Raw genomic sequence first — 25346 nt, 5'->3', positions numbered from 1 at the left:
GCGGTTCAGGACGCTCCGCGTCCATCACATGAGACGCAGAGCGTCCCGGGATGCGTGCCCACGCGGAGCGTGGGCAAGATCAAAATTCGCTGTAGGAGCGCGCTTGCCCGCGATTGGGCCGCCGCGGCGAATCAGGCAGACTGCGTCACCGGTAATCGCGGGCAAGCGCGCTCCTACAGGGTCAGGCAGCGATACCGAGACCGTATTCGGCGCTCGCATCCTGCAGCCACAACCACCAGTAATCGGCGAAGCTGCGGCGGATGACCAGTTCCCAGGTCTCTTCGCCGGTACGGCGAATCACCAGTTGCGACTTGGCGAAGACAGTGCCCACCGCTTTGCCCACGGGGAAGTTGCTGGGGTGCACGTCGTAGCTGGTGGACTTCATCAGCACATCACGCACGTTCGGCCCCGTCAGCTCCAGCAACGACTGGCCACCGGAAACGTTCACGACCTGAATGTGCAGCCCCGCCAGCGCTTCGCGCAGCTTATGCTCGGTGGCGAACTCCTCGCCGGTCGGCACGATCAGCAGCCATTCGTCCGGCCCCATCCATTGAATCGAGCTTTCGCCGCTGGACACCAGCGTCAACGCGGCAGGCAGTTCCATGCCCAGCGCTTTGTGTACACCGGCAGCGAACGCCGGATCATGGGCATCGCCACGAAGGGTCAGATGGCCCAGCAATTTTTTCTCGCGCAGCACCACACCGGGGTTGGTGCGGCCTTTGCCGACCAGGCTTTTCAGGTCGGCGTGAAACAGTGGCGACTCGGCTTTGACGTCGGTCGATGGCCGCTGTTGGTAAACGTTGGCTGTGGTCATAAAGCACCTGTCTTGGATTCTGTTGTATCGGCCCTGTAGGAGCGCGCTTGCCCGCGATGGGGGTGTGTCAATCGACATCAATGCCGGATGGTATGACGCCATCGCGGGCAAGCGCGCTCCTACAGGTCGGGACCGTGGAGCGGGCTGATATCCGCTTTTACTCCACGTTCTGCCGGTCACCCTTCGGATCGAAGAACACCGAGGACACGATTTCCGCCTCGATGACGCTGCCGTCCGCTTGTGGCGAGAACACCCGTTCGCCCATGCGCTTCAGACCGCCCTTGACCACACCCATGGCGAACGAATAACCCAGCGAGTTCGCCGCGTAGCTCGACGTCACGTGGCCGACCATGGTCATAGGGATCGACTGCTTGGGATCGAACACCAACTGCGCGCCTTCCGGTAGCCATTTGTTCGGATCGATCGGTTTGAGGCCGACCAGTTGCTTGCGATCTTCCCGCACACAGTCTTCGCGTGCCATGCCGCGCTGGCCAATCCACGAGAACGGCTTGGTCCGACCCACGCACCAGCCCATGTTCAGGTCATCGGGCGTCATTGAGCCATCGGTGTCCTGGCCCACGATAATGAAACCTTTCTCGGCACGCAGAACGTGCATGGTTTCAGTGCCGTACGGGGTCAGGTTGTACTTCTTGCCCGCCTCGGCGATTTTTTCCAGAACGCCCATCGCGTAGTCGGCCTGGATGTTCACCTCGTAGGACAGCTCACCGGTAAACGAGATACGGAACACACGGGCCGGCACCCCGGCCACGAGCCCTTCTTTCCAGGTCATGAACGGGAACGCTTCGCGGTCCAGATCGATGTCGGTCACTTCGCTGAGCAGCTTGCGGCTATTCGGGCCCGACAGGGTCAAGGTCGCGTAGTGGTCGGTCACCGACGTGAAGTACACCTTCAGATCTGGCCATTCGGTCTGCTGATAGATCTCCAGCCACTGCAGGACGCGAGCCGCGCCGCCTGTGGTGGTGGTCATGATGAAGTGGTTGTCGGCGACGCAGGCGGTGACACCATCGTCGAAGACCATCCCGTCTTCTTTACACATCAGGCCGTAACGCGCCTTGCCTACGTCCAGTTTGGTCCAGGCGTTGGTGTAGATGCGGTTCAGGAACTCGCGCGCATCAGGGCCTTGGATGTCGATTTTGCCGAGGGTCGAGGCGTCCAGCAGGCCGACGCTGTCGCGCACGGCTTTGCATTCGCGGCGGACAGCAGCATGGATGTCCTCGCCCGCTTTCGGGAAGTACCAAGGACGTTTCCACTGACCCACATCTTCGAATTCGGCGCCGTTCTTGACGTGCCAGGCGTGCAGCGCGGTGAAACGCACAGGCTCGAAGATATGGCCACAGTGACGACCGGCCACCGCGCCGAACGTTACCGGCGTGTAGTTCGGGCGGAACATGGTGGTGCCCATCTCCGGGATGGACACGTTCAGCGAGCGGGCCGCGATGGCCAGACCGTTGACGTTACCCAGCTTGCCCTGATCGGTACCGAAGCCCAGTGCGGTGTAGCGCTTGACGTGCTCGACCGATTCAAAGCCTTCACGGGTCGCCAGTTCGATGGCGGCCGCAGTGACGTCGTTCTGCAAATCGACGAATTGCTTCGGCGCTCGGGACGTGCCCTTCTCGTGCGGTACCTGGAACATGGCCAGCGTGGGCTCTTCCACGCGGCTCAACGCTTTCGGAATCACGCCTTCCACAGGTTGAAAGCCCGCTTCGGTGGATGCGCGAACACCGCCCTCGAAGCCGTCAGCCAGCGCATCGCCGAGGGCATACACACCGTTCACGCCACCTACACACACGCGCTTCTGCGGCGCCTCGCCCGGTACGAAACCCAGGATATCCTCACGCCAGATCGGTTTGCCGCCCAAATGGGACGCCAAGTGAACGACCGGGCTGTAACCGCCGGAGCTGGCGATCAGGTCGCAATCAAGCCATTCGCCGGGGCTGGTCACTTTGTGTGCCTTGACGTCGATGGCCGCCACGCGGGCACCACTGACGCGCTTGCTGCCACGGGCCTCGATCACAGCGCTGCCGGTGAGGATACGAATGCCTTTGGCACGCGCCTCCTCGACCAGCGCGCCCCGTGGATTGTGGCGAGCGTCCGCAACGGCGACCACTTGCAGACCGGCGTCGAGCCAGTCCAGGGCCACGCGATAGGCGTAGTCGTTATTGGTCGACAGCACCAGCTTCTTGCCTGGGGCCACACCGTAACGGCGGACATAAACCGAAACGGCACCGGCCAGCATGTTGCCCGGCACGTCGTTGTTTGCATAAACCAGCGGACGCTCGTGGGTCCCGGTGGCCAGCACGACGCGCTTGGCGCGAACGCGGTGCATCCGCTGACGCACCTGACCGATCGGGGCGCGATCGCCGAGGTGATCGGTCAGACGCTCATGAATGGTCAGGAAGTTGTGGTCGTGATAGCCGTTCACCGTGGCCCGTGGCAGCAGGGTCACGTTAGCCAACCCCTTGAGCTCGGCAACGACGGTCGCAACCCACTCGGCGGCAGGCTTGCCGTCGAGGCTTTCGCGGCTGTCCAGAAGGCTGCCACCGAACTCTTCCTGTTCGTCAGCGATGATCACACGAGCACCGCTGCGCGCAGCAGCCAGCGCCGCCGCCAGGCCTGCAGGGCCGGCACCCACCACCAGCACGTCGGCATGGTGGTTCATGTTGTCGTAGGTGTCTGGATCGTTCTCGGTCGGCGAACGGCCGAGACCTGCGGCCTTACGAATGTATTTCTCGTAGGTCATCCAGAACGATTGGGGGTACATGAAGGTTTTGTAGTAGAAGCCCGGCGGCATCAGTTTGCCGCCGACTTTCCCGAGAATCCCCATCACATCGGTGTTCACGCTCGGCCAGCCATTGGTGCTGGTGGCGACAAGCCCAGCGTACAGTGCCTGCTGGGTGGCGCGAACGTTTGGAATCTGGGTCGCCTCAGTCGCGCCGATTTGCAATACAGCGTTCGGCTCTTCGGCGCCCGCTGCGAAAATGCCGCGAGGACGCGAGTACTTGAAGCTGCGACCGATGATGTCGACGCCGTTGGCCAGCAAGGCCGATGCCAGGCTATCGCCTTCGAAGCCTTGGTATGTCTGGCCGTTGAAGTTGAAGTTCAGGACCTTGCTGCGGTCGATGCGGCCGCCATTGGGCAGACGATTGGACTGGCTCATGCTTTATCTCCCTTTCCGACCGCGGGCACCGGGTTCACGAATTGCGGTTTGGTGCCAATCAGATAGGTTTCGAGAATTTCGTAAGTCACGGTGTCACGCGTGGCGTTGAAGTACTGACGGCAACCGGCCGCATGAATCCACAACTCGTGGTGCAGGCCGCGCGGGTTGTCGCGGAAGAACATGTAGTCGCCCCACTGTTCGTCGGTGCAGGCGGCCGGGTCCAATGGACGCGGAATGTGCGCCTGGCCGGACGAGTGGAATTCCTCTTCGGAGCGCAGTTCGCCACAGTGAGGACAGAAGATGTGCAGCATCGGGATTTCTCCTGTAAGTGGTTAGTGCGCGACCGCAGCGGCGCCGTGCTCGTCGATGAGCGCGCCGTTGTGGAAACGGTCGATTGAGAACGGTTTGGCCAATGGGTGCATTTCGCCTTTTGCCAGGCTCGCGGCGAAGACGTTGCCCGAACCTGGCGTGGCCTTGAAGCCACCGGTGCCCCAACCGCAGTTGAAGAACATGTTCGGAACGGGCGTCTTGGAGATGATCGGGCATGCGTCCGGCGTGGTATCGACGATACCGCCCCACTGGCGGTTCATGCGCACGCGAGACAGGACTGGGAACATCTCGACGATGGCCTGGATGGTGTGCTCGATCACGGGGTACGAGCCACGTTGGCCATAGCCGACCCAGCCGTCGATCCCGGCGCCGATTACCAGGTCGCCCTTGTCGGACTGGCTGATGTAACCGTGAACGGCGTTGGACATGATGACGCTGTCGATGATCGGTTTGATCGGCTCGGACACCAGTGCCTGCAGCGGATGCGATTCGACCGGCAGGCGGAAGCCCGCGAGTTTGGCCATGTGACCAGAGTTACCCGCCGTCACCACACCGACGCGCTTGGCGCCGATGAAGCCTTTGTTGGTTTCAACGCCGACGCAAACGCCATTTTCCTTGCGGAACCCAATGACTTCAGTCTGCTGGATCAAGTCCACGCCCAACGCATCAGCGGCACGGGCGAAGCCCCAGGCCACCGCGTCGTGACGCGCAACACCGCCACGACGTTGAACCGTCGCGCCGATAATCGGATAACGGGTGTTCTTCGAGCAGTCCAGGTAAGGAATTTCTTCAGCGACCTGTTTGGCGTTCAGCAGCTCGCCATCGACGCCATTCAGGCGGTTGGCGCTGACACGACGCTCGGAATCACGCATGTCTTGCAGGGTGTGGCACAGGTTGTACACCCCGCGCTGGGAGAACATGACGTTGTAGTTCAGATCCTGCGACAGGCCTTCCCACAGTTTCATCGCGTGTTCGTACAGATGGGCCGATTCGTCCCACAGGTAATTGGAACGCACGATGGTGGTGTTACGGGCGGTGTTGCCACCCCCCAGCCAGCCTTTCTCGACCACGGCCACGTTAGTGATACCGTGCTCTTTGGCCAGGTAATACGCGGTCGCCAGACCGTGACCGCCGCCGCCAACGATGACCACGTCGTACACCTTCTTCGGGGTCGGCGTGCGCCACATGCGTTGCCAGTTTTCGTGGTGGCTGAGGGAGTGTTTGAAGAGGCCGAAGCCCGAGTAATGCTGCATGGTGCGACTCCTGACTCAGCGGTAAACCGGGAAATCGGCGCACAGCGCGGCGACCTGGCTCGCGACATTGGCCTCGACATCGGCATCGCCGAGGTTGTCGAGAATGTCGCAGATCCAGCCTGCCAGCGTGACGCATTGGGTAACTTTGAAGCCGCGAGTGGTAACGGCCGGGGTGCCGATGCGCAGACCCGAGGTCACGAATGGCGACTGTGGGTCGTTGGGTACGGCGTTCTTGTTGACGGTGATGTGCGAACGGCCCAGCGCGGCGTCGGCATCTTTACCGGTCAAGCCCTGACGGATCAGGCTGACCAGAAACAGGTGGTTGTCGGTACCGCCCGAGACAACGTCGTAACCGCGATCGATGAACACCTGAGCCATGGCCTGGGCGTTCTCGATGACCTGCTGTTGATAAGCTTTAAAACCTGGCTCCAGCGCTTCCTTGAAGCAAACAGCCTTGGCGGCGATGACGTGCATCAGCGGGCCGCCTTGAGCGCCGGGGAATACGGCGGCGTTCAGTTTCTTTTCGATTTCTTCGTTGGACTTGGCCAGGATCAGACCGCCCCGTGGACCGCGCAGGGTCTTGTGGGTCGTGGTGGTGACCACATCGGCGTACGGCAGCGGGTTCGGGTACAGACCAGCAGCGACCAGACCGGCCACGTGCGCCATGTCGACGAACAGCAGCGCGCCGACTTTGTCAGCGATCTGGCGGAAGCGAGGGAAGTCGAGGGTTTTCGAATAGGCCGAGAAACCGGCGACAATCATTTTCGGCTTGTGCTCGACTGCCAGGCGCTCGACTTCGTCGTAATCGATCAGGCCAGTGGTGGTGTCGATGCCGTACTGAACCGCGTTATACAGCTTGCCCGAGGACGACACCTTGGCACCGTGGGTCAAGTGGCCGCCGTGGGCCAGGCTCATGCCCAGAATGGTGTCGCCGGCTTGCAGCAGGGCCAGGTAAACGGCGCTGTTGGCGGACGAACCGGAGTGTGGCTGCACGTTGGCATAGTCGGCGCCGAACAATTGCTTGGCACGCTCGATGGCCAGTTGCTCGACCTTGTCAACGTATTCACAGCCGCCGTAGTAACGCTTGCCCGGATACCCCTCGGCGTATTTGTTGGTCAGGCCGCTGCCCTGAGCTTGCATCACGCGTTTGCTGGTGTAGTTTTCCGAGGCGATCAGCTCGATGTGATCTTCCTGACGCTGCTCTTCGGCATTCATTGCCGCCAACAGTGCATCGTCATAACCCTGGATTTGGTCTTGCTTGCTGAACATCGCGGTTCTCCCAGCGGCGGCGCGGCGCCTGAGTTGTCGAGTCAGAGCGTTTGAATCGCTCTTTGATGGCGATACTAGGGCTGACGCAAACAGACCAGATGCCTACGCACGCCACGCAAAGGCGCGTTTACGACATGGGTTTGGAGAGACCGGCAGATGCGCGATTACGACACCCTTTTTGATCGTTCCCACGCTCCGCGTGGGAATGCATCTCGTGACGCTCTGCGTCACTGCGGTAGAGGGCGCAGAGCGCCCGAGACGGCGTTACCACGCGGAGCGTGGGAACGATCAGTTTCAAACAAAAAATCCCCGGGCTGGGCCGGGGATTTTTAGAGGAGGCGATGTCGCAATCAGACCGGTTTGCCTGGCAGCAATCCGTCGGCCCTGAACATTCCGCGAATACCGCGCACTGCCTGACGAATCCGGTCCTGGTTCTCGATCAGCGCAAAGCGCACGTGGTCGTCGCCGTATTCGCCGAAACCGACACCCGGCGAGACACACACTTTGGCTTCGGCGAGCAACTTCTTGGCGAATTCCAGCGACCCTAAGTGCGCATAGGCCTCTGGAATCTTGGCCCATACGTACATCGACGCTTTCGGGTTTTCCACCATCCAGCCCAGTTCGTGCAGGCCCTTGACCAGCACATTGCGGCGCTGGCGGTATTGCTCGGCGATGTCGAGCACGCATTGTTGATCGCCTTCCAGCGCCGCGATGGCCGCCACTTGCAGCGGGGTGAAGGTGCCGTAGTCGTGATAGCTCTTGATCCGTGCCAATGCGTTGACCAGTTCCGGATTGCCGACCATGAAGCCGATCCGCCAGCCGGCCATGTTGTAGCTCTTGGACAGGGTGAAGAACTCGACCGCAATGTCCTTGGCGCCCGGCACTTGCATGATCGACGGGGCTTTCCAGCCGTCGTAGACGATGTCGGCGTAGGCCAAGTCGTGAACCACCAACACGTCGTACTGTTTGGCCAGCGCGACCACGCGCTCGAAGAAGTCCAGCTCCACGCACTGCGCGGTCGGGTTGGACGGGAAGCCCAGAATCATCATCTTCGGCTTGGGAATCGAGCCGCGAATGGCCTTTTCCAGTTCGGCGAAGAAGTCCACGCCCGGGATCAGTGGTACAGAACGCACCTGCGCCCCGGCGATCACGGCGCCATAGATGTGAATGGGGTAGCTGGGGTTCGGCACCAACACCGTGTCGCCTTGATCGAGGGTGGCGAGCATAAGATGCGCCAGGCCCTCTTTCGAGCCGATGGTGACGATGGCTTCGCTTTCGGGGTCGATGTCGACCTCGTAGCGGGTTTTGTACCAACTGGAAATCGCCCGACGCAGACGTGGAATGCCACGCGAAGTCGAGTAGCCGTGAGTGTCTTCACGTTGGGCGACAGTGACCAGCTTCTCGACGATGTGCGGCGGCGTTGCCCCATCGGGGTTGCCCATGCTCAGGTCGATGATGTCTTCACCACGACGGCGAGCGGCCATTTTCAGCTCGGCGGTGATGTTGAACACGTAAGGGGGGAGTCGATCGATGCGCGCAAAGCGGCGCGGCGAACCTTGGTCAGCCATGAGAGCCTCTAGAAGACGTAAGCGCCCGGAACCGTCCGAGCGACGCTGGCCACTGCGGTGGCCTGTGCGGAAGATAAGGGCCGTGATGGCGGTTTGTCTACAGCGATTTATCCGCTGTCGTCGCACGAATCCGACATCACACATCCCTTGGAGCAGTCCAGCTTTCTTCAGTCTTGTAGGAGCGCGCTTGCCCGCGAATCGCGGAGTGCCCGTGACGAATTTGTCGCCTGACACATTGTCATCGCGGGCAAGCGCGCTCCTACAGGATCAGCGTTCGCAGTGCGTACAACATCAGGAAATGCAGCGGATAAATCAGGTAAGCCCACCTGCGCATTGGCCAGACCCCGAATGCAGGTCGCCATCGCAACAAAGCCAGCCCCAACGCCGGTCCGAGTAAACAGCTGACCAACGCACCGATGGCTATCGGGTCGCCCCAGAGCATGCCGTCGATGATCTTCGGCCACTCGTTGCTCAACAGGCACACCACCCCAGGGACCACCGCCAGCCACAACGAGCCACGCAACACCAGCAGAAAAGCAGTGGGCAGCAACACGCCGAACGCACCGAACATCAGTTGCGGCGCAAACACCACGCCCGTGACCAACGCCAGAAGCCCCAACATCCGCGCCTGCAACGAACGGGCAATGGCGCCCTGTGCGACCAGCAAACCCAACGCTAAGGTGGGCAGAACATTGAATGTGGTCACCTCGTCCGCCATGAACAGCCGATATGGAAACTCTGCAAGCACGGAAAAAACTGCGAGCCATGTCAGGTATTTCCAACTCACGCGGGCACCTGTCGAACCTCGTCCGACGTTCATCGCAATTGCCAGGCAAAACCAAGCAAACGCCAGACGTCCCGGTACGTAGAGCCAGTTCGCCTGCCAACCGACATACCGCAAATGGTCCATGACCATGGTCAGCACCGCCAGCCACTTGAGCAGATCCAGTGCCCTGTCGCGTACCGGGCCAATCGCGGACGATGCCTCGCTTACCACACTGTTTTGCTCCTCGACTGTTTTCATAAATGTTCTGACGCAAGAATGCATGACCAAACCGCTCGTTCTTGGTTACAGTCCCAGCCTTCGATTACAAGGAACCGGCCATGTCAGACCAAAGCCAGCAGTTTGCCAGTGACAACTACTCGGGCATCTGCCCGGAAGCCTGGACGGCGATGGAACAAGCCAACCATGGACACCAACGCGCCTATGGCGACGACCAATGGACAGCACGCGCCGCCGATCAATTCCGGCAGCTATTCGAGACCGACTGCGAAGTGTTCTTCGCCTTCAACGGCACGGCGGCCAACTCGCTGGCCCTGTCGTCCTTGTGCCAGAGTTACCACAGTGTCATCTGCTCCGAAACGGCCCACGTCGAAACCGATGAATGCGGCGCGCCGGAGTTCTTCTCCAACGGGTCGAAGCTGCTGACCGCCCGCAGTGAGAATGGCAAGCTGACACCCGCTTCGATTCGCGAAGTTGCGCTCAAGCGCGCGGACATCCACTACCCCAAGCCTCGGGTCGTGACCCTGACTCAAGCCACGGAAGTCGGCAGCGTCTATGTGCCGCAAGAGCTCAAAGCCATCAGCGACACCTGCAAGGAGCTAGGCCTGAACCTGCACATGGACGGCGCGCGTTTCGCCAACGCCTGTGCCTACCTGGGCTGCACGCCTGCTGAATTGACCTGGAAGTCAGGCGTCGACGTGCTGTGCTTCGGTGGCACGAAGAACGGGATGGCGGTGGGCGAGGCGATTCTGTTTTTCAATCGCAACCTGGCGGAAGACTTCGATTACCGCTGCAAGCAGGCCGGCCAGTTGGCGTCGAAGATGCGCTTTCTGTCAGCACCGTGGGTCGGACTGCTGGAAAACGACGCTTGGCTCAAACACGCCAGTCATGCCAATGGGTGCGCGCAACTGCTGGCAGAGTTGGTCAAGGACATCCCGGGTGTGGAACTGATGTTCCCAGTGCAGGCCAACGGCGTGTTCCTGCAATTGTCGGAAGCGGCCATCGCCGCGCTGACTGCCCGGGGCTGGCGCTTCTACACCTTCATCGGCAGCGGCGGCGCGCGGTTCATGTGCTCGTGGGACACCGAGGTGGCTCGCGTACGGGAACTGGCTGCGGATATCCGCTTGGTGATGGGCGCCTGAGAACAGAAGTGCCCCCTCCCCCCTGCAGGAGCGCGCTTGCCTGCGACGGCGGTGGTGAATCCACCACATTCATCGCCTGAAACACGGCCGCCGCAGGTGAGCGCGCCTTTAGGTGAGCAACGCATTCACCCTTGGGCGATGGTCTTCTCGATCACCTCGACCGTTGCACTGACCTGCTGCTCATACCGGCTCAACTCAGCCGCATGCTGCTGGTTGAGTTCGATCTGTTTCGAGCACAGGTTCAACGCAGCCAGTACCAGCAGACGGTCGCCGATCAGGGTCGGGTAGTTGCGCTTGGTTTCCGACAATGCGGATTTGAGCAACACCACGGCGTCCATCAGCGTCTGCTCCTGACCTGTCGGCGCCTTGATCGTGTAATCGTTGCCAAGAATGGATATGACCTTGGTGGTGTCGCGGTCGTTGATCATGCATTGACCGCGCTGGCGCTGGTGGCCCGGTCAACCAACGCCTGGATGCGGGCGGCCGTAGCGCCCTGCTTTTCTTCCTGCTCCAGCAAGCTCAACTGCAGGCTGTCGTTTTCATCCCTGGCGTGTTTCAACTCTTGGGCCAGTTGAGCGTTCGTGTTCTGCAGCTCCTGATTTTGCTGTACCAGGTCACTGACAAGCTTTTCCAATTGGCTGAGGGATGCTTCCAACATTTTGATTTTCCAGGCAAATTTCAAAGGGCGCGTACGATAAAGAAAAGTCACTCCAGCTACCAGTGAAATCAGGGCACTCACGCCACAACACCGACCAGAAAAAGCACATCTTTCACTTCAATTGCGCAAACGCATAACGGACCCGATTGACTACGATTTGCCCCTGTTGTTCCTGCTGTTCGTCAGGTCGGACCGACTGCGGCATAAGCGCGCAGGCCCGACCAAAGAGTTCAAGTGTTGCGCGGCCTGACCGATAAGGCAGGCATTCCTTATTCACTTCCCTCTCTGCACGCACGGATCGCGGCTTTCTCAGGAACCGTCATGTCCCTTCGCAATATGAACATCGCACCCCGCGCTTTTCTGGGCTTTTCCATCATTGGCCTGTTGATGCTGGCGCTCGGCATCTTTGCGCTGGCGCAAATGAGCAAAATCAACGATGCCACCGAAACCATAACCTCCAACAGCATGCCGAGCATCAAGGCACTGGATAAGCTGACCGAAGCCAGCATTCGCCTGCGAGTACTGTCATACCGCCTCATGCTCAATCGCGAAGCGGATACGCAGCAGAAAACCCTCGAATTGCTGGCCATGCGCAATCGCCAGATCGAGGAAGCACGGTCTATCTACGTCAAATTGATTGCCTCGCCAGAAGAACAAGCGACTTATGATCAATACATAAAGCTGCTGAATGACTACCGCCAGCTTGAAGAGCGCATGAAATCGCTCAGTGGCGCCAGCAAGCTGGATGAGTTGGCCAAACTGCTCAACAACGACTTGCAGACCAACTCCGACCAGATGAACACCGTCCTGGCGAAACTGGTGGACATCAATACCCAGCAACTCAATGATGCCAAACGGACGGCTTCCGATCAGTATTCCACCGCAATCACCATGGTCGTCACTCTGCTGATCGTCGCCACGCTGCTGACCTTGCTGTTCGCCTGGCTGCTCACCCAGAGCATTACCCGCCCTATCGCTTCGGCGCTGCACGCCGCTGAAGAGATTGCCGAGGGCGACCTCAGCCGAACCATTCATGCCGACGGCACGGACGAAGCGGGCCGACTGCTGGCAGCCATGTTGAAGATGCAATCCAGATTGCGCGACACCCTGCAAAGAATCTCGGGCTCCGCTTCGCAACTGGCCTCAGCCGCCGAAGAGTTGAACGCTGTCACCGACGAAAGCGCGCGTGGCCTGTCGCAGCAGAACAACGAAATCGAGCAGGCCGCGACCGCAGTCAACCAGATGACCAGCGCTGTGGAAGAAGTCGCCCGCAACGCCGTAAGTACGTCTGAAGCCTCGAAAAACGCCACCGCCTCCGCCAGCGACGGGCGTGATCTGGTTCAGGAGACTGTCAGTGCCATCGAGCGAATGAGCAGTGACGTTCAGGGCACCGCGACGCTGATCGGTAACCTGGCCGACGAGTCCCGTGATATCGGCAAGGTGCTGGACGTGATCCGCGGCCTGGCCGATCAGACCAACCTGCTGGCCCTCAACGCTGCCATCGAAGCGGCCCGTGCAGGTGAAGCCGGACGCGGGTTTGCCGTCGTAGCAGACGAAGTGCGTGCCTTGGCTCATCGCACCCAGCAGTCGACCAGCGAAATCGAGCGCATGATTGGCAGCATTCAAGGCGGCACGGAGCAAGCCGTGAACTCCATGCGCAACAGCACCGAGCGCGCGGAGTCGACGCTGAATATCGCCAAAGGCGCAGGGGTTGCGCTGGACACCATCAACAGCGCGGTGGTGGAAATCAACGAACGCAACCTGGTCATCGCCAGCGCAGCCGAGGAACAGGCACAAGTAGCGCGTGAGGTGGACCGCAACCTGGTCAACATCCGCGACCTGTCCACTCAGTCGGCGACCGGCGCCAACCAGACCAGCGCGGCCAGCAACGAGTTGTCTCGCCTGGCGGTGGATTTGAACGGGATGGTCGCGCGGTTCAGGTTGTAAGCCGCGGACATCGCCCTGTAAGACCGCGCTTGCCCGCGAAAACCAACCCGTAGGAGCGCGCTTGCCCGCGATGGCGGAGTGTCAGGCAACAGATTTGCCACAGACACACCGCCATCGCGGGCAAGCGCACCTACAAGGTCATGCGTTCAATCTCAATACTCGATCCGAACATCCCCTTTCGGCACACTGCAGCACGACAGGATGTAACCCTCTTCCACATCGTCATCGGTGATGCCGCCGTTGTGCTCCATCTCCACTTCGCCGCTCAGTTTCATGACTTTGCACGTCCCGCAAATGCCCATGCCGCAGGCTTTCGGGATCATCAGGCCCAACTTGGCCGCAGCAGCGTGCACGGTTTCGCCCGGTGCGACGCGGATACTCTTGCCGGTGTCGGTGAACTCCACCTGATGCAATTCCGCCACATCGACTTCCGGCGCTTCGGCCGCTTGCTCCGCATGTTCGACGGCGTCAGCACGGGCTTCTGGCGGAGTCGCACCAAAAGACTCCTCGTGATACTGGGCCATGTTGAAGCCGTTGGCCTCAAGCAGGCGCTTCACGGCGTTCATATAGGGTGTGGGGCCGCAGCAGAAGACTTCACGGTCCATGAAGTCGGGCGCCATCAATTCCAGCATTTTCTGATTGAGGTAGCCGCGGTAGCCGGCCCACGGCTCACCCAGCCCGTGTTTCTCACAGACGATGTGCAGTGAGAAGTTGTTGATCCGCGACGCCATCTGCTCGAGCTCGCGGTGATAGATGATGTCCTTGGGCGAGCGGGAGCTGTGCACGAAAACCATGTCGACGTTTGCGTTGGTGTCGTAGTACCAGCGGGCCATCGACATGACGGGCGTGATCCCGACGCCGCCGCTCAGGTAAAGAATTTTCGGATTCGGGAAGTCGATGGCATTGAACAGCCCGACCGGCCCATGCACCGCCAGCTCCTGGCCTTCGTGCAGGTTGTCGTGCAGCCAGTTGGAGACCTTGCCGCCTGGTACACGCTTGATGGTGACCGAAAAGCTGTACGGCACCGATGGCGAGCTGGAAATGGTGTAGGAGCGCATGACCGGCACGCCTTCGATTTCCAGCTCCAGGGTGACGAATTGGCCCGGCTTGAAGAAAAACAGGATCGGCTGGTCAGCCATGAAGCAGAAGGTGCGAACGTCCCAGGTTTCCTGGATCACTTTGACGACCCGCACCACGTGACGGCCATTGGCCCAGGTCTGGGTGTTGACCGGATTTAGGAAACTCTGGGACATGTTTACTCTCCACGGCCGCCTGTCGGCCTCTTATGGTGGCGATTCTGCGTAACGCACAGGACGCCTATTTACCTATCAGCGACATTCACATACTTATGGCGACCAGCCCCGATCTATAGGGCTTACGTAGTCGGAAACGGATTCGGCCATGTCGCCCATGGATAAGGTTCACGTCGCGCCCGGCTCCACACTCGCGGCTAAATCGAGACACATTATTTACACCCATAAACATGAGCGACAGCGTGAAGGTCGCCTCGCGTGCCAGCAACACAACACAACCGTATTAGCCACATTTCTAGATCGCTGAAAGCGCGGTCTGAGGACTTGAACGATGGACGTCACCGCAACGCTGAGCCTGGGCGATCCGCTGGAACCTGCACGCAAGGCAACCGCCGAGATGCTTCAGACCCGCGAGCGCACCTACTCGCTGCCACAGCCTTTCTACAACGATGACCGCCTGTTTGAAATCGACATGCAGGAAATCTTCCAGAAGGAATGGCTGATCGCGGGCATGACCAGCGAAATCCCGGCCAAGGGCAACTTCCTGACCCTGCAAGTTGGCAAGAACCCGATCCTCGTCGTTCGCAAGCCGGACGGCTCGATCAACGCGTTCCACAACGTGTGCCGCCACCGCGGCTCGCGCCTGTGCACCAAAGAAAAAGGCAAGGTCGCCAAACTGGTGTGCCCATACCACCAGTGGACCTACGAGCTCGACGGTCGTCTGCTGTACGCGGGTACCGAAATGGGCGCCGACTTCGACATGAAGGACTTCAGCCTCAAGCCGGTGCACTGCAAGGTTTCTGGCGGCTACATCTTCATCAGCCTCGCGGAAAACCCGCCAGCCATCGACGAGTTCCTGCAGACGCTCAATCACTACATGGAACCGTACGACATGGAAAACACCAAGGTGGCGGTGCAAACCACCTTGATGGAAAAAGCCAACTGGAAGCTGGTGATCGAAAACAACCGCGAGTGCTACCACTGCAGCGGCTCGCACCCTGAACTGCTGAACACGCTGTTGGAGTGGGACGACACCAACGATCCGCGCGCCGACCAGAAATTCAAGGACCATGTGGCCGAATCCGCCGCCGCGTGGGAAGCCGAGAAAATCCCTTACCTGCACAAGAGTTTCGGCCTGCGTAACCGCATCGTGCGCATGCCACTGCTCAAAGGCACCGTTTCCATGACCATGGACGGCAAGCAAGGCAGCAAGAAACTCATGGGCCGCATCCAGAACCCGGACTTGGGCTCGATGCGCATCCTGCACCTGCCGCACTCTTGGAACCACTGCATGGGCGACCACGTCATCGTGTTCACCGTCTGGCCAATCAGCGCCCAAGAGACCATGGTCACCACCAAATGGCTGGTGCACAAGGACGCCGTCGAAGGCGTGGACTACGACATCGCGCGCTTGCGCGAAGTCTGGGACGCCACCAACGACCAAGACCGTCTGCTGGCCGAAGAAAACCAGCGGGGCATCAACTCCATTGCCTACCAGCCTGGCCCGTACTCGAAGACCTATGAATTCGGCGTGGTCAATTTCATCGACTGGTACAGCGCCAAACTGCTGGAGAACATGGGAGCCGAGCCTGCGCCGTATTTGAAGGGTGTGGCGGTTAACCACGAGTAAGGCTTCAAATCGATCGCGCTTGTACCGACGTCATCGCGGGCAAGCGCGCTCCTACAGGTGGGCGAGTCCACTGTGGAAGCGCGCTTGCCCGCGATGCGTTTTGGAGCGGCACCTAGACCTTGATCAAAAAACGCTCAATCTTCATTCACATCCCTGCGGATGCCTCTCCTTGGCGTGCAGACATAACTTATGCACAGCTCAGGCCACAGCTATGGTGGGAAACTCGATCCGATCCCATGTAAAAGCCGGACAAAGCCAAGACTTATTCACCCCCGACGTGAATCAAAAACCCTTGATCATATTTTAACCAACTCTCTGTAGGCCTCGTCATATAAGGGCTGAAGCAGACCGCAAACACCTTATCCACAGAGCCGCCAACAGAGATTGTGCGCAACTCAAAGGTTCTTGCCTAAGGTTGTGGAAAAAATTCGTACGCAGCAGGAATAAATTCCAGTTCGCCCAAAAAATACCGGATCGGTTAAATAGTGATCAAATCTCTGGAAGCCGCTCGCTATGGGCCTTGTAGAAGGTGGCGAACAACTTATACACACAGGCGCTCACAGACATTGTGGGCAAATACCTATGACCACTCACGGTGGTGGTAGCGAAAAAGCCTTCGAAAACCGTGGGATAGCTTGGTCACTTTTTAAACAAAGGCCTGTAGCCCCCGGATAGTAAGGTGTTCGGCGATGGCCGAACAGCTTATCCACAGGCAGATCAACAAAGATTGGGGGTATGTGGACAGGCGATAGAGCTGACGGATGAGAATCGTCCGACAACGTCGTTTCTCCAGGGGCTCTAAACTCGCCACCTTCGAACTCAGACTAAGAGCATTCAACGGCGCCACAGGAAGCAGGGGCGCCTTCACGCTTGATGAAGAAGCGCTTAACGAACCACCCCCTCCTCCACCAACAGTTTCAAAATCGCCGCAGCGCCTTCCTGTGGACTCACGCCCTTGAGCACCTGCCCACCGCCACCACTGGCCTTCGCCGTCGCAGCCTTCATTCGATCCGCCCCACTTTTCGCCTTGATGACTTTCAGGCGCTTCGGACGCGGTTTGGCCGGGGTGAGTTCGGCGCCTGTGAATAACTCGTCGATGGTGACTTCGATCTGTCCCACATCCAACGTTCCGCGCTGCGCCGGGCCAAAAGCGCTCTGGCGAGGCTTGGGCGCGGCGTTATCCACAGTGGCGAGAAACGGCAGACGTACCTTGAGGCGGCGGCGTTGGCCGCGTGGCAAGGCTTGCAGCACTTGGGCGGAGCCGTTGCTGATGGACTCCACTTCAGCCAGGCCCACAACCAGCGGCCAGCCGAGTTTTTCGGCCAACAAGTAAGGCAACATGCCTGAGCCTTCTCCGGTTTCGGCCTGAGTGCCCGCGAGCACCAGTTGAACGCCGGATTCGCGGATGTAGTCGGCCAAGCCTGGCAGTGCGTCGGCGCCTTGGGGCTGGTCGAGCACATGCAGCTCTTTCAAACCCATACCGAGGTAGGCACGCAACGCTGGCTCGTCGGCGTTACCCGCGTGGAGGACGTGCAAGTTATCCCCAGCCAATCTGAGCCCCAACTCGACGGCTCGTGCATCTTGCTCGGCGCGGCGGGGACGACCCGAGGTCGGGTGCGCGCCGATGGAAACGAGGCTGATCGCGTGGAAGGAGCTTTTATCCACAGAGAGGTTATTTTCAGGCTGCATCGCGTTTCGCCTCATTACGGTAGGCCTCGATCGCCTCAATCAGCGCGTTGAGAATCTCAGCGCTTTCGCCGATCACTGACAAGTCGGCACGCTTGATCATGTCGCAGGTGGGATCGAGGTTGATGGCCACCACTTTGTCGCAAGCACCGATGCCTTGCAGGTGCTGGATCGCCCCCGAGATACCGACCGCCACATAGACCCGGGCCGTGACCCAGGTGCCGGACGCACCGACCTGACGGTCACGGGTCATGAAGCCATCGTCCACCGCCACGCGGGAGGCGCCTTCGGTGGCACCGAGAGCCGCGGCCGTACGGTGAAACAGGTCCCAGTCTTTGACCCCATTGCCGCCAGAGAAAATGAACTCCGCTTCGGCCATGGGGATAAGTGCCGGATCGACCGCCACGGCCCCAAGGTCCTCGATGCGAGGCAGGCTGCGGGCGATGGTTGTGGACAACTCAACCGGTATCACTTCATGGCGGGTTTCGCTGACCGGATCGGCGCACTCGGCAGCGGCCAGAATCAGGCGTGAAACCGGACGGGCGATGTCTTCACGCCCTGCACCTGCGCGACCTGTAGCTTGTTCGTCCTTGACCTGCCAGACACGCGTCGCCGGGCGTTCGCCCAAGCTGGCAGCGAACCGACGCCCCAACTCGCCACCACCGGTGCGACTGTCAGGCAGCAACCAGTGACGTGGATCGAACTGGTTATCCACAGCGCGTAAGCCCTGGACGCGTTGCTCGGGTGCATAACCGGCGAATTCAACACCGTCCAGCACCAGCAGCCGGTCAACGCCTGCCGTGTCGAACGCGTTTTCTTTATGCTCGCCAAAGACCACTGCCAGCACTGCGCCAGCGTTCCCTGCCAGTCCGTGAGCCAGGCCCAACAGATCGCGGTCGTGGCTGCTCAGGCGGCCCCCGACCATGTCCGGCACGACGGCGATATAGAAGGCAGGCTCGGCGATGTGATGAAGCGGCAGTTGTACTTCAACCGACGCTGAGCGCTTGGTGGTGCCACCTTGTTGGGCGCCACTGCGGTCGATGCGCTTGATGCCGTTGGGCCCGATGAACCCAATGCCGTGCACATTCTTGCGAATGATGCCATTCGGCCCCATCCAACTGCTTTGCGCGGGCTGCATCGCAGCGTGCAAAGGATGAAGCCGGTTGCGGGCGATCCACTCGGCTCGAGGGTCACGGCGGATAATGTCACTCATCAGTGCGCCTCCGCAGGTTCACGTTTGACGGGTGCCGGTTTGGTCGGCGCTGCATCTTCTACCAACGCATCGGCGACCAGTTCGGCGAGGTCCTTGATCATCGGTCTTGGCTCGACCACGCCTTCCAGCATCGCCGTGCATTGTGGACAACCCACGGCCACTAGCTCGGCGCCGGTTTCGCGGATGTCTTCCATGCGCATGTCAGGGATACGTTGTTTGCCCGGAATGTCGGTGATCGGCGCACCGCCACCGCCACCGCAGCAGCGAGAGCGGAAACCAGAGCGCTGCATTTCCTTGACCTCAATGCCCAACGCCTTGAGTACCTGACGCGGTGCCTCGTACTCGCCGTTATAGCGGCCCAGATAGCACGGGTCGTGGTAGGTCACGCTGGAGCCTTTGTGCTGACCAAGGCTTAGCGCACCGTCACCGATCAGTTCCGACATGTAAGTGCTGTGGTGCTGCACGAGGTAGTTGCCGTCGAAAGCGCCGTATTCGTTTTTCAGCACATGGAAGCTGTGCGGGTCGCAGGTGACGATACGGTTGAAGGTGTATTTGGACAGCGTTTGAATGTTGCGTTTGGCAAGCATCTGGAAAGTGGCTTCATCGCCCAGACGACGTGCCACGTCGCCGCTGTCGCGCTCTTCCAGGCCCAATACGGCGAAGTCGACTTTGGCGGCTTTCAGTACTTTGACGAACGCGCGCAGGGTGCGTTGGTTGCGCATGTCGAACGCACCGTCACCCACCCAGAACAGCACGTCGGTGCTCTTCTTGTCGCTCATCAAGTTGAGGTTCAGATCAGCCGCCCAGTTCAAACGCCCGCCCGGCGCAAAGCCGCCCGGGTTATCCGTGGCGATAAGGTTTTCCAGCACTTCGGCGCCCTTGTTCGGCGTCGCGCCTTTCTCAAGGGTCAGGTGACGACGCATGTCGACGATGGCGTCCACGTGCTCGATCATCATCGGGCACTCTTCGACACAGGCACGGCAGGTGGTGCATGACCACAGCGTTTCGGCATCGACCAGCCCGTTGACGATGGGTTGATGAGGATTGCCGCCATGCTCGCCCACAGGCTTGCCTGGGTAAGGGCTACCGGCAAATTTCGCGTCAGTGCCACCTGCCAGTCCGACGACCATGTCCTGAATCAGTTTTTTCGGGTTCAGCGGTTGGCCTGCAGCAAACGCCGGGCATGCCGCTTCGCACTTACCGCATTGCACACAGGCGTCGAAGCCCAGCAACTGATTCCAGGTGAAGTCCTTGGGTTTTTCCACGCCCAAAGGAGCGCTCGGGTCTGCCAGATCCAGCGGTTTGAGGCCCGTGGAACGGCCGCCGCCAAAGCGCTCGGCGCGGCGGTGCCAAGCCAGATGAAGAGCGCCGGCGAAGGCGTGTTTCATCGGTCCGCCCCAGGTCATTCCGAAGAACAGCTCGGAAACACCCCACAACACGCCAATCCCAAGAATGATTGCCAGTAGCCAGCCACCGAAGTTTTCCGGAAGGATGCCTGCAACGGGCAAGGTCACCAGAAAGAACGAACCGGAAAAAGCCAACAGGCTTTTCGGCAGGCGCATCCAGGGGCCTTTCGACAGGCGGGCGGGCGGGTTGAGTCGACGTTTGTAAACGAAGAGCGCGCCGACGAACATCACGGCGGTCATCAACAGCAGCGCATAACCGAGGATGCGGTTATGCAGGCCGAAACCGTGAACCAGGATCGCCAGTGCGATAGAGGCCACCGCTCCGCCCGCCGTCGCGACGTGGGTGTTGGCGATGTATTTATCCCGCGCGACCACATGGTGCAAATCGACCATGTAGCGTTTGGGCATGGCCAGCAGGCCGCCGATCAGATCGACCTTGGCCGCACGCCCGTTGCGCCATAGGGCCACCCGCCGCAGAGCACCGAGGATCGCAAGACCCAAGGCGGCGAACAGCAGGATGGGAAGAAGGGTATTTAACATGATGGCTCCTACAGGTTCACCATCAAAAGTCTTTGCAGAGTCGCAGTGCGTCATAAATGGCAGCGTGGGTATTACGCTGCGCCACGCAATCACCGATACGGAACAGCAGGTAGCCTTCACCCGGTTGGCTCAACGAGGGCTGTGGCTGGATCGCGAACAAGGCTTCGATGTCGATCTGGCCCTTGTTGCGCGAGCCTTCCTTGAGGCCGTAATACAGCTCTTCGTCAGGGCGCACGCCGTTTTCGATGACCACCTGATCGACCACCCGCTCCTCTTTGGCGCCGGTGTATTCGTTCTCCAACACGGCCACGACCTTATCGCCTTCGCGATAGACTTTTTCCAGCATCATGTCCCCCGTCATGATCACTTCTTTCGGGTACATGCTGCGGTAGTAAGTCGGGAACGAGGTACCGCCGATGGCGACGCCCGGCTTGATGTCATCGGTAACGATCTCGACCTGGCTGCCCTTGTCCGCTATGAAGTCAGCCACCGACATCCCGGTGAATTCGCAGATGGTGTCGTACACCAGCACGTTCTTGCCGGGGGCAACTTTGCCGTCGAGCACGTCCCAACTGCTGACCACCAACCCCTCGGCCGCACCCCAGTGCTCATTCTGTTCCAGGAACGGATGACCACCGACGGCCAACACCACGACGTCAGGACGCAAGTCCATGATGGTCGGAATATCCGCCGCCGTGCCCAGGCGAAGATCGACCTTCAGCCGCGCCAGCTCCAGTTGGTACCAGCGGGTGATACCGGCGATCTGATCGCGCTGCGGCGCTTTCGACGCCGTGACGATCTGCCCGCCAATCACGTCCTTTTTTTCGAACAGGGTGACGTCATGGCCGCGTTCCGCGGACACCCGCGCTGCTTCCATTCCCGCAGGACCGGCACCGACGATCACCACTTTGCGTTTCACGCCAGTGGTTTTCTCGATGATGTGCGGCAGGCCCATGTACTCGCGGGAGGTCGCGGCGTTCTGGATGCACAGCACGTCCAGGCCTTGGTACTGTCGGTCGATGCAGTAGTTGGCACCCACGCACTGACGAATCTGGTCGACCTGGCCCATCTTGATCTTGGTGATCAGGTGCGGGTCGGCAATGTGCGCGCGGGTCATGCCGACCATGTCCACGTAGCCGCCTTCCAGAATGCGCGTAGCCTGGTTCGGGTCCTTGATGTTCTGTGCGTGCAGAACCGGGGCCTTGACCACCTCTTTGATACCGGCCGCCAGGTGCAGAAACGGCTCCGGTGGATAACTCATGTTCGGAATCACGTTGGCCAGGGTGTTGTGCGTGTCGCAACCCGAGCCCACCACACCGATGAAGTCGATCATGCCGGTCTGGTCGTAGTACTTGGCGATCTCTTTCATGTCTTCATGGCTGAGACCGTCCGGGTGGAATTCGTCACCGCAGATGCGCAGGCCTACGCAGAAATCGGGGCCCACTTCCTTGCGCACGGCCTTGATCACTTCCAGACCGAAACGCATGCGGTTTTCGAAACTGCCGCCCCATTCGTCGGTCCGCTTGTTGACCCGCGGGCTCCAGAACTGGTCGATCATGTGCTGGTGCACCGCCGACAGCTCAACACCGTCCAGGCCGCCGGCCTTGGCACGGGCAGCCGCGCTGGCGTAGTTGCCGATCACGCGCCAGATTTCTTCCGGCTCGATGGTTTTACAGGTCGCGCGGTGCACCGGTTCACGGATGCCCGAGGGCGACATCAGCGTCGGCCAATGGTCGCCGTCCCAGCGGGAACGACGGCCCATGTGGGTAATCTGGATCATGATCTTGGCGCCGTGCTTGTGCATGGCGTCGGCCAGATTCTGGAAATGCGGGATGATTTTGTCGGTTGCCAGGTTGACCGACTTCCACCAGCCCTGCGGGCTGTCGATGGCAACGCTCGACGAACCGCCGCAGATGGCCAGACCAATACCGCCTTTGGCTTTCTCCTCGTAGTACTTCACATACCGGTCGGTGGTCATGCCCCCGTCTGTGGCATAAACCTCGGCGTGCGCAGTACTGAGAACGCGGTTGCGGATTGTCAGTTTGCCGATCTGGATCGGCTGAAACATTGCTTCGAAAGCCATCTCACGGTCCTCGGCTTACAACGGTTTTACGACGAACAGGCCATCTTCGTGGCCCTCTTCCGATCCGCCGTACACCTGTTCGGCTACAGTGCGAACGGAGCTGCCTTTGGCAGCGAGAATCTGGTCCATGGCGCCTGCGAACCAGCCGGTGAACATGTAGTCGACCTTGCGACCGACCTTGCCGTAGACGTACACGAAGGCCGAGTGCTCGAGCTTGACGCTGCAAGTGCCCTTGTCCAGGTCGATATCCTGAATCTTGAACAGGCCCCAGCCACGTTGGGACAGACGGTTCATGTAGTGCTCGAACACCGCGACGCCTTCGATGCCATGGCATTCGGCCTCTTTCTCGCACCAGTGCCAAGCGGACTTGTAACCGGCCTTGTAGAGGATCTCGGCATAGGCGTCGGCGCCCAATACTTCCTCGATGCCCATGTGGTTGTTCACGAAGAAGTGACGTGGCACGTACAGCATCGGCAGGGCATCGGTGGTCCAGACACCGGTCTCGCTGTCGACTTCGATGGGCAATTGCGGGGCGATCTTGGCCATGGAAACTTAACTCCAGAAAATTTATTTGGTTGAAAACAAAGCACGTTGCTTTGCTTTTAAAGATGTTCGCCGGTGGTTTCAGCGCCTTAGCGAGCAAGGTCAAGAGCAAGGAAGGACCGGAGCGAAAGGTGAGGCTGTACGCATGTACGGCGAACCTTTCGCGAGGCCCTGACGCAGCTATTGGCCCGCGCAGTAGGCGCTGGGCGGCCTACCTCATTCGCCCCAGACGTCGCCCAGAACCCTCACCCAGTTCTCGCCCATGATCTTGCGCAGAACGCGCTCCGAATGGCCGCGTTTGAGCAGGGTTTCGGTCAGGTTCGGGAATTCGCCGACGGTGCGGATGCCCAGCGGGTTGATGATCTTGCCGAAGTTGGTGAGGCGACGGGCGTAGCCCTTGTCGTGGGTCAGGTACTCGAAGAACTCCTGGCCGTGCCCCTGGGTAAAGTCGGTGCCGATGCCGATGGCGTCTTCGCCGACGATGTTCATCACGTATTCGATGGCTTCGGCGTAGTCGTCGATGGTCGAATCGATGCCTTTGGCCAGGAACGGCGCGAACATGGTCACGCCGACGAAGCCGCCGTGGTCGGCGATGAACTTGAGCTCAGCGTCTGACTTGTTGCGAGGGTGTTCTTTCAAGCCTGAAGGCAGGCAGTGGGAATAGGTCACTGGCTTCTTCGATTCGAGGATGACCTCTTCGGAGGTCTTGGAACCGACGTGGGACAGGTCGCACATGATGCCAACGCGGTTCATTTCCGCGACGATTTCACGGCCGAAGCCCGACAGGCCACCGTCGCGCTCATAGCAACCGGTGCCGACCAGATTCTGGGTGTTGTAGCACATCTGCACGATGCCCACGCCCAACTGCTTGAAGATCTCAACATAGCCGATCTGATCCTCGAACGCATGGGCGTTCTGGAAGCCGAACAGGATGCCGGTCTTGCCCAACTCCTTTGCCTTGCGGATGTCGGCGGTGTTGCGCACCTGGATCACCAGGTCGCTGTTCTCCCGGATCAGCTTCTGGCTGGACGCAATGCTGTTGACGGTCTGCTGAAAGCCCTCCCACACCGAAACCGTGCAGTTGGCCATGGTCAGGCCGCCTTTACGCATGTCTTCGAACAGCTCACGGTTCCACTTGGCGATGATCAGCCCGTCAATAACGATGCTGTCGGCGTGTAATTCGGCTGGGCTCATCAGGCTGTCCCCTTTAAGTTAATCACGCACCGAATCGTCTGTCGGCGCTTTGGGGCCAGCATATGCCTGCGGGTCGGACGAGCCGGGTGCAAAAACGACAGGGGAATTGCCGAAAGCGTCAAGAAGCGACAGAGGGCAACCGCATATGCCTGCGGCCTGCGTTTGTTAACTGTTCTTTGCCGCGCGCTTGGGCGAGAATCTTGCGCATCAATGAATCGGGAAGCCCCAATGAAGACGACTTTTCTGGCTCTGGCTCTATTCGCGACAGGTGCACACGCAGCGAGCAACCCTGACGCAACGCCCTGCGATGGCGTGGATGAAGATAAACAGACTCTGGAATGCTCGGTGTACAGCCGCGACACCGCCGTCAAATTGCTGGATGAGAATTTCCAGAATCTGCTGGAGCGGGTGAATGTGCAGTTCGGCGCCAACAAGACCCAGGCTGATGAATTCGCCGCCAAACTGAAGACCGCCCAGGATGCCTGGAAAAAACTGCGCGACGCCGATTGCGCCGTGGAAGTGTTCCCTGCCAAGCCGGGCACCAAGGAATTCAACATTGGCCAGAACGACTGCCTGGCGCGCATGAGCGACGAACGTTCGGAGTACTTGGAAAGTATCGCGCAGTCTGAGTGACCC

20 protein-coding genes are annotated in these 25346 nt (G+C 60.0%); 4 read left to right on the top strand and 16 right to left on the bottom strand.

Annotated features, from left to right (window positions below; all coding sequences use genetic code 11):
• Positions 1 to 181 precede the first annotated feature (181 nt).
• The 7 genes from soxG to N5D61_RS13495 form a co-directional block, all read right to left on the bottom strand.
• Positions 182 to 814 carry a sarcosine oxidase subunit gamma family protein gene (gene soxG / locus N5D61_RS13525; RefSeq protein WP_279893210.1) on the bottom strand — a complete coding sequence of 211 codons (633 nt, stop codon included), beginning with the start codon at positions 812 to 814 and terminating at the stop codon, positions 182 to 184.
• Between the two features lie 157 nt (positions 815 to 971).
• Complete coding sequence (locus tag N5D61_RS13520) at positions 972 to 3992, bottom strand: sarcosine oxidase subunit alpha (RefSeq protein ID WP_108237750.1); 3021 nt, start codon at positions 3990 to 3992, stop codon at positions 972 to 974.
• Positions 3989 to 4303: a sarcosine oxidase subunit delta gene (locus N5D61_RS13515; protein WP_108237749.1), complete on the bottom strand. Its 315-nt coding sequence runs from the start codon at positions 4301 to 4303 to the stop codon at positions 3989 to 3991. Before N5D61_RS13515 ends, N5D61_RS13520 begins: the two co-directional genes overlap by 4 nt.
• A gap of 21 nt (positions 4304 to 4324) precedes the next feature.
• Positions 4325 to 5575 (bottom strand): sarcosine oxidase subunit beta family protein, encoded by a 1251-nt coding sequence (locus N5D61_RS13510; protein ID WP_108237748.1) that lies wholly within the window; start codon positions 5573 to 5575, stop codon positions 4325 to 4327.
• Between the two features lie 15 nt (positions 5576 to 5590).
• Positions 5591 to 6844, bottom strand: coding sequence for a serine hydroxymethyltransferase (gene glyA / locus N5D61_RS13505; protein WP_108237747.1), 1254 nt, complete (start codon positions 6842 to 6844; stop codon positions 5591 to 5593).
• Between the two features lie 350 nt (positions 6845 to 7194).
• Positions 7195 to 8412, bottom strand: coding sequence for an alanine transaminase (gene alaC / locus N5D61_RS13500; protein WP_108237746.1), 1218 nt, complete (start codon positions 8410 to 8412; stop codon positions 7195 to 7197).
• A 259-nt stretch (positions 8413 to 8671) separates the two neighbouring features.
• Positions 8672 to 9436, bottom strand: a complete 765-nt coding sequence (locus tag N5D61_RS13495; RefSeq protein ID WP_279893209.1) for a TraX family protein — start codon at positions 9434 to 9436, stop codon at positions 8672 to 8674.
• An 80-nt stretch (positions 9437 to 9516) separates the two neighbouring features.
• Here N5D61_RS13495 and N5D61_RS13490 point away from each other — a divergent pair, with 80 nt between their 5' ends.
• The gene (locus N5D61_RS13490; protein WP_279893208.1) at positions 9517 to 10557 is read left to right on the top strand and encodes a low specificity L-threonine aldolase; all 1041 of its coding nucleotides are present in this window, start codon (positions 9517 to 9519) and stop codon (positions 10555 to 10557) included.
• Positions 10558 to 10682: 125 nt separating this feature from the next.
• Here the strand turns inward: N5D61_RS13490 and N5D61_RS13485 are convergent, their stop codons facing one another.
• Together N5D61_RS13485 and N5D61_RS13480 are read right to left on the bottom strand one after the other, a co-directional pair.
• Complete coding sequence (locus tag N5D61_RS13485; RefSeq protein WP_108237743.1) at positions 10683 to 10985, bottom strand: cell division protein ZapA; 303 nt, start codon at positions 10983 to 10985, stop codon at positions 10683 to 10685.
• The gene (locus N5D61_RS13480) at positions 10982 to 11215 is read right to left on the bottom strand and encodes a hypothetical protein (RefSeq protein ID WP_108237742.1); all 234 of its coding nucleotides are present in this window, start codon (positions 11213 to 11215) and stop codon (positions 10982 to 10984) included. Before N5D61_RS13480 ends, N5D61_RS13485 begins: the two co-directional genes overlap by 4 nt.
• A gap of 321 nt (positions 11216 to 11536) precedes the next feature.
• Here N5D61_RS13480 and N5D61_RS13475 point away from each other — a divergent pair, with 321 nt between their 5' ends.
• The gene (locus tag N5D61_RS13475) at positions 11537 to 13162 is read left to right on the top strand and encodes a methyl-accepting chemotaxis protein (RefSeq protein ID WP_279893207.1); all 1626 of its coding nucleotides are present in this window, start codon (positions 11537 to 11539) and stop codon (positions 13160 to 13162) included.
• A 152-nt stretch (positions 13163 to 13314) separates the two neighbouring features.
• Here N5D61_RS13475 and gbcB read toward each other — a convergent pair whose 3' ends face one another.
• Positions 13315 to 14415: a glycine-betaine demethylase subunit GbcB gene (gene gbcB, locus N5D61_RS13470; protein WP_279893206.1), complete on the bottom strand. Its 1101-nt coding sequence runs from the start codon at positions 14413 to 14415 to the stop codon at positions 13315 to 13317.
• Between the two features lie 331 nt (positions 14416 to 14746).
• Here gbcB and gbcA point away from each other — a divergent pair, with 331 nt between their 5' ends.
• Positions 14747 to 16045, top strand: coding sequence for a glycine-betaine demethylase subunit GbcA (gbcA, locus tag N5D61_RS13465; protein ID WP_108237739.1), 1299 nt, complete (start codon positions 14747 to 14749; stop codon positions 16043 to 16045).
• Between the two features lie 885 nt (positions 16046 to 16930).
• Here the strand turns inward: gbcA and N5D61_RS13460 are convergent.
• The 6 genes from N5D61_RS13460 to N5D61_RS13435 all read right to left on the bottom strand — a co-directional run bounded on the left by N5D61_RS13460 (position 16931) and on the right by N5D61_RS13435 (position 24710).
• The gene (locus N5D61_RS13460; RefSeq protein WP_279893205.1) at positions 16931 to 17734 is read right to left on the bottom strand and encodes an electron transfer flavoprotein subunit beta; all 804 of its coding nucleotides are present in this window, start codon (positions 17732 to 17734) and stop codon (positions 16931 to 16933) included.
• On the bottom strand, positions 17724 to 18944 hold the full coding sequence (locus N5D61_RS13455) for an electron transfer flavoprotein subunit alpha/FixB family protein (RefSeq protein ID WP_279893204.1): 1221 nt from the start codon (positions 18942 to 18944) through the stop codon (positions 17724 to 17726). Before N5D61_RS13455 ends, N5D61_RS13460 begins: the two co-directional genes overlap by 11 nt.
• A complete protein-coding gene (dgcB, locus tag N5D61_RS13450; protein WP_279893203.1) occupies positions 18944 to 20890 on the bottom strand; it encodes a dimethylglycine demethylation protein DgcB in 1947 nt (648 codons plus the stop codon). The genes N5D61_RS13455 and dgcB overlap by 1 nt, the downstream gene beginning before the upstream one ends.
• A gap of 22 nt (positions 20891 to 20912) precedes the next feature.
• Positions 20913 to 22973, bottom strand: coding sequence for a dimethylglycine demethylation protein DgcA (gene dgcA, locus N5D61_RS13445; RefSeq protein WP_108237735.1), 2061 nt, complete (start codon positions 22971 to 22973; stop codon positions 20913 to 20915).
• 15 nt (positions 22974 to 22988) lie between these two features.
• Positions 22989 to 23519 carry a DUF5943 domain-containing protein gene (locus tag N5D61_RS13440; protein ID WP_108237734.1) on the bottom strand — a complete coding sequence of 177 codons (531 nt, stop codon included), beginning with the start codon at positions 23517 to 23519 and terminating at the stop codon, positions 22989 to 22991.
• A 213-nt stretch (positions 23520 to 23732) separates the two neighbouring features.
• Entirely contained in the window at positions 23733 to 24710 is a 978-nt protein-coding gene (locus tag N5D61_RS13435) for a dipeptidase (protein WP_279893202.1), read from the bottom strand.
• Between the two features lie 228 nt (positions 24711 to 24938).
• On the opposite strand from N5D61_RS13435, the gene N5D61_RS13430 reads away from it, so the two are divergent.
• Positions 24939 to 25343 (top strand): lysozyme inhibitor LprI family protein, encoded by a 405-nt coding sequence (locus N5D61_RS13430; protein WP_108237733.1) that lies wholly within the window; start codon positions 24939 to 24941, stop codon positions 25341 to 25343.
• The last annotated feature ends 3 nt before the right edge of the window (positions 25344 to 25346 follow it).

Origin of the sequence: Pseudomonas sp. GD03842, assembly GCF_029841165.1 — a bacterium.
Lineage (GTDB): Bacteria > Pseudomonadota > Gammaproteobacteria > Pseudomonadales > Pseudomonadaceae > Aquipseudomonas.
Note: the sequence above shows the minus strand (reverse complement) of the source record. Positions and strands in the feature narration are given on the sequence as shown.